At 53.0% G+C, this 753-nt stretch carries 1 protein-coding gene; it reads left to right on the top strand.

Features of this window, described 5'->3' with window-relative positions; translation table 11 throughout:
• The first annotated feature begins 21 nt into the window (after positions 1 to 21).
• Positions 22 to 672: a CHC2 zinc finger domain-containing protein gene (locus PGZ10_RS16540; protein WP_270541906.1), complete on the top strand. Its 651-nt coding sequence runs from the start codon at positions 22 to 24 to the stop codon at positions 670 to 672.
• Positions 673 to 753: the final 81 nt, after the last annotated feature.

The following is a 753-nucleotide window of genomic DNA, read 5'->3' as shown; positions in this document are numbered from 1 at the left end:
TTTTTTCAAGGAGGGATAGATTTGAATGTATTTGAAGCTGTGAAGCAGTCCGTCACAACCAGACAGGCTGCGGAGCATTATGGAATCCATGTAGGGCGGAACGGGATGGCTTGCTGCCCGTTCCATCATGATAAAACCCCAAGCATGAAGCTGGATCGGCGTTACCACTGCTTCGGCTGCGGTGCGGATGGGGATGTGATTGATTTTGCCGCCGCCCTGTATGGGCTGGGAAAGAAAGAAGCCGCCGTACAGCTGGCACAGGACTTCGGGCTTTCCTATGAGGACTGGAATTCCCCGGAGGAACAGTTTCAGGAAGCAAAAAACCGCTGCTTCCGTATTCTTGCCGATTATCTCCACCTACTCCGAGTGTGGAGAAAGGAATATGCCCCGCACTCCCCGGAGGAAGTCTTTCATCCCCGGTTTGTGGAAGCCTTACAGAAGCAAGACCATGTGGAATATCTGCTGGATGTGCTGCTGTTCGGGGAAACAGAGGAAAAAGCGGCTTTGATTACGGAATACGGAAAGGATGTGATACAGCTTGAACAGCGAATGGCAGAGCTTGCAGCCGCAGACGCAGCAAGAACTAAAAAACACCATGAACGCCATGCAGCCTACCGAGAAAGGCGGTGTCCGTCAGAGCATACGGAACTGCCTGACCGTATTCCAGCGTGACCCGCTGCTTTCCGGGGCTATCGCATACAACATCCTGACCGACCGCAAGGACATCATAAAGCCCATCGGCTTCCACAGGGA

It is taken from the genome of Coprococcus sp. AF102-57 (assembly GCF_027686195.1).
Classification (GTDB): domain Bacteria; phylum Bacillota; class Clostridia; order Lachnospirales; family Lachnospiraceae; genus Allocoprococcus; species Allocoprococcus comes.
The sequence above is the reverse complement of the archived record's forward strand: the minus strand, read 5'-3'. Positions and strand labels throughout refer to the sequence as shown.